Below are 3,762 nucleotides of genomic sequence, written 5' to 3'. Positions count from 1 at the left end.
TCTCCCTAAGCGTCCAGGTTCTTGCCGACGGCGCGCATCAGGAAGATGGCGACGATATTGGCGATGATGACCGCGACCACGCCGCCGGCCGAACCGGCGCCGATGTCATTGGAGAGGATACCGGTGCGGAAGACGAGGAAGGCGATATTGGTCGAGGCGTAGCCTGGGCCGCCGCCGGTGGTGACGCGGATTTCCGCGAAAATGCCGAGCAGGAAAATGGTCTGGATCAGGATCACGATGGTGATCGCCCGGGCCATGTGCGGCAGGATGATGTAGCGGAAGCGATTGACGGCATTGGCGCCATCCATTTCCGCGGCTTCGCGCTGTTCCTCGGAGAGCGACTGCAGTGCGGTGAGCAAAATGAGCGTGGCAAAAGGCAGCCACTGCCAGGCGACGATGACGATCACCGAAAACAGCGGATATTGCGCGAACCAGTCCACTGGCTGCAGACCAAGCGCCTTATAGAGATGCCCCAGCATGCCATAGCCGGGATGCATGAAACCGTTCTTCCAGATCAGCGCCGCAACCGGGGGCATGACGAAGAAGGGCGAGATCACAAGGATGCGCAGAATGCCCTGACCCCAGATCGGTTGGTCGAGCAGCAGCGCCAGGAACGTCCCGCCGATGACGGTGATCAGCAGCACGCCGCCAACCAGCAGCAGGGTGTTGACCAGCGCCTGGGTGAAGCTGGGGTCGCCGATGACGTATTCATAGTTTCCCCAGCCGGCAAAGCCGGTCATCATCGGGTTGATCAGGCTGTAAATCTGGAACGAGAACCAGATGGTCATGGCCAGCGGCACGGCCATCCAGATGAGCAGTACGATGACGGCTGGTGCCATCATGGTGCGCGCCAGGGTGCGGGTTTGCCGGGTTGCCATGCAGTCCTCCCAGGGCCGATCAGGTCTGCCCGATTTGTTCGGGTCCATCGGTCCTCATCGGATGGTCACCCGAGGGTGGCCATCGGATCAGGCCCGCCAGCGCGGTTCATCTGCGGCGCTGGGGACGGAGCCGTCCGGCGTCCTGAGGGGGACGAGTTTGCCGGGCGGCTCCCGTTCGGGACGCAGATGCAAGGGAGGACGAACTAACCGAGCATAGGGTCCGGAAGGGGCGGCCGGAGGAGAGGTTCCGGCCGCCGGAGGCTTTGGAGGAGCCTACTTGATGTAGCCGGCGCGGGTCATGTCGCGGGTGGTGGCGTCCTGGGCCTGGGCCAGGGCGTCATCCGCGGACATCTGTCCGGCAAGCGCTGCCGAGAACAGCTGGCCGACATTGGTGGCAATGCCCGCGAATTCCGGAATGGCCACGAACTGCACGCCGACATAGGGCACGGGCTTGACCGAAGGCTGGTTCGGATCGGCCGCATAAATCGAACCCAGGGTCATGTCCGCAAACGGCGCGGCTGCCTGGTAGTCGGGGTTCTCATAAAGCGAGATGCGCGTGCCCGGGGGCACGTTGGCCCAGCCTTCTTCGGCGGCGACCATTTCGAGATAGTCCTTGGAAGTTGCCCAGCCGATGAACTGTTCGGCGGCATCGGCATTCTGAGAGCTTGCCGGGATGGCCAGCGACCAGGCCCAGAGCCAGTTGCCGCGCTTGCCCAGGCCCGTATCCGGCGCCAGGGCGAAACCGACCTTGTCGGCGACTGTTGAGTCATCGGGGTTGGTCACGAAGGAGGCCGCCACGGTGGCGTCGATCCACATGCCGCACTTGCCCTGCTGGAACAGGGTCAGGTTTTCGTTGAAGCCGTTGGACGAAGCCCCCGAGGGACCGGCGTCGGCCATCAGCGAGAGATAGGTGTCCAGCGTTGCCTTCCATTCCGGGCTATCGAACTGGGGCTGCCAGTTTTCGTCGAACCAGCGGGCGCCGAAGGAGTTGGACATGGCCGTCAGGAAGGCCATGTTCTCGCCCCAGCCGGCCTTGCCGCGGAGGCAAATGCCGTTGATGTCGTTTTCACGATCAGTCATGGCGCGGGCGGCTTCGCCGATGAATTCCCAGGTCGGGGCTTCGGGCATTTCAAGGCCCGCTTCTTCCATCAGATCGGTGCGATACATGATGAAGGAGCTCTCGCCGTAGAAGGGTGCGGCATAGAGCTTGCCATCGACCGAGAGGCCATTGCGGATCGGCGGCAGCAGATCATCGACATCATATTCAGGGTCGCTGGTCAGGCCGTCGAGCGGCTTCAGCCAACCCTGCTTGGCCCAGATCGGGGCCTCATAGGTGCCGATGGTCATGATGTCATACTGGCCGCCATTGGTGGCGATGTCGGTGGTGACGTTCTGGCGCAGCGTGTTTTCTTCCAGAACCACCCAGTTCAGCTCGATCCCGGTTTCTTCGGTGAAGGCGCTCGACAGGCCCTGCATGCGGATCATGTCGCCATTATTCACAGTGGCAATAGTGAGCGTCTGCGCAGAAGCGGTGCCAACAAGAGCGAGCGTGAAAACGCCCGCGAAAAGCGGTGTCAGTCTCATAGAAATCCTCCCAGGTACCGAAGCGGGCATTTGCTTCGGTTGTGGGCAAATGTTCACAAATGGGGCGTGCGAGTCAAGCGGGCTTTTGCGCAAAACTCTGCCGCACGTGCGTCAAGCGGCGCTGGGCTGTGGCCTGAATTGGCCATGCACAAGCTTGGGCAATGTGTTGATCTGTGCGGCTATTGCCCAGATTTAGAGCGCCGGATTGGTGCAGTGACGTGACTTTGTGTTGTCCCTAACATCCAAGCCTTGAACAGCTTCGCTCCACCCGCCAGACGTCACCCTCGACCTTGAGCCGAGGGCTCTACACTTTAGCGGTAAAGGGGTGGGTTGCTGACGGTCAGTTTTCGGGCATAGTCCATACGGGAGCGGCCGCTACTGGCCTCATAAGGGGCTATCTATCAATGTCAGAGGATTGGCAACGGGTCGGTGACAACGACTTTGCTGGCTTTGGTCGGAAGGAGATCACGGCTCGGCGGTCAGACAATGGCGATATTTATCTCGTCGTCGCAGACGACAGCGAACAAGACCAAGTTCGCCTTAGCTACAACGGCGTTGAACTTTTGCTGGATATCGAGCGGAAGTTCATCTCGCCCGAAGGAGTTTATCGCCTTTCGGGGGGCCTCAGCGACCGCGGAGACAGATTCGGCATCGAGATGTATGCATGGGTCGAGCTACTGCTCACTTCCCCGGCAGTGCTTTCGTACTGGGGAAATGCAATCCTGCTTCGGCAAGATTTTGAAGCGTAAGAGGATGAAGCTCCCTGAAGACCGAACTACAGGGTTGAGCAGGTCTGCTATCGGGACAGGGCCAGTATAGTGCCGCTGACCGCAATGGGGTCGGCAGTTGCGGTGAGCCGAGACATGGTTATCCACGAAAGATTGGCAGACGCGATGCGACACCTCCCCCTTGACGGGGGAGGCAGCGCAGCTTGGCCGTCAGGCCTTAGCGGAGCTGGTGGGGGTGCGTCGCGCACTGGCGGCCAGTGTCCAGCGGCCTGCTCGCGATCCCCCTCCCCAACCCTCCCCGCGAGGGGGAGGGTGTCGCATCGCGCACGCGCGAACATCAGCGTTCGGCGCGGATTGGGTGACGTGCGGTGAATGTCGGGTGAACCGCGTTGTGGCGGGTTTGCAGCGATGCGCTGCGATCATCGAACGACCGCAACGGGGACGACAACTGACCATCTGCTTTGCTCCGTTCGCTCCCTCTCCACCGGCTGTCACCCCGGGCTTGACCCGGGGCCCATCCTGAGATGGTGCGGCGGACGTTGCAGGCGCTCGGTACACTTGGCGTCGCCCCA

The 3,762-nt window shown here is 61.6% G+C and carries 3 protein-coding genes; 1 reads left to right on the top strand and 2 read right to left on the bottom strand.

The features are described from left to right. Positions 1–5 precede the first annotated feature (5 nt). Both QZ564_RS19025 and QZ564_RS19020 read right to left on the bottom strand, forming a co-directional pair. Positions 6–878 (bottom strand): sugar ABC transporter permease, encoded by an 873-nt coding sequence (locus QZ564_RS19025; protein WP_297113514.1) that lies wholly within the window; start codon positions 876–878, stop codon positions 6–8. Between the two features lie 273 nt (positions 879–1,151). Continuing rightward, positions 1,152–2,462, bottom strand: coding sequence for a sugar ABC transporter substrate-binding protein (locus tag QZ564_RS19020; RefSeq protein WP_297113513.1), 1,311 nt, complete (start codon positions 2,460–2,462; stop codon positions 1,152–1,154). A gap of 404 nt (positions 2,463–2,866) precedes the next feature. Here QZ564_RS19020 and QZ564_RS19015 point away from each other — a divergent pair, with 404 nt between their 5' ends. Further along, positions 2,867–3,211, top strand: coding sequence for a hypothetical protein (locus QZ564_RS19015; RefSeq protein WP_297113511.1), 345 nt, complete (start codon positions 2,867–2,869; stop codon positions 3,209–3,211). The last annotated feature ends 551 nt before the right edge of the window (positions 3,212–3,762 follow it).

This window comes from uncultured Devosia sp., from assembly GCF_913055165.1.
Taxonomy (GTDB): domain Bacteria; phylum Pseudomonadota; class Alphaproteobacteria; order Rhizobiales; family Devosiaceae; genus Devosia.
Note: the sequence above shows the minus strand (reverse complement) of the source record. Positions and strands in the feature narration are given on the sequence as shown.

What these genes read in the sequence shown, in the direction of transcription:
- QZ564_RS19025 (WP_297113514.1), bottom strand. Translation starts at nt 878, where the DNA reads ATGGCAACCCGGCAAACCCGCACCCTGGCGCGCACCATGATGGCACCA.
- QZ564_RS19020 (WP_297113513.1), bottom strand. Translation starts at nt 2,462, where the DNA reads ATGAGACTGACACCGCTTTTCGCGGGCGTTTTCACGCTCGCTCTTGTT.
- QZ564_RS19015 (WP_297113511.1), top strand. Translation starts at nt 2,867, where the DNA reads ATGTCAGAGGATTGGCAACGGGTCGGTGACAACGACTTTGCTGGCTTT.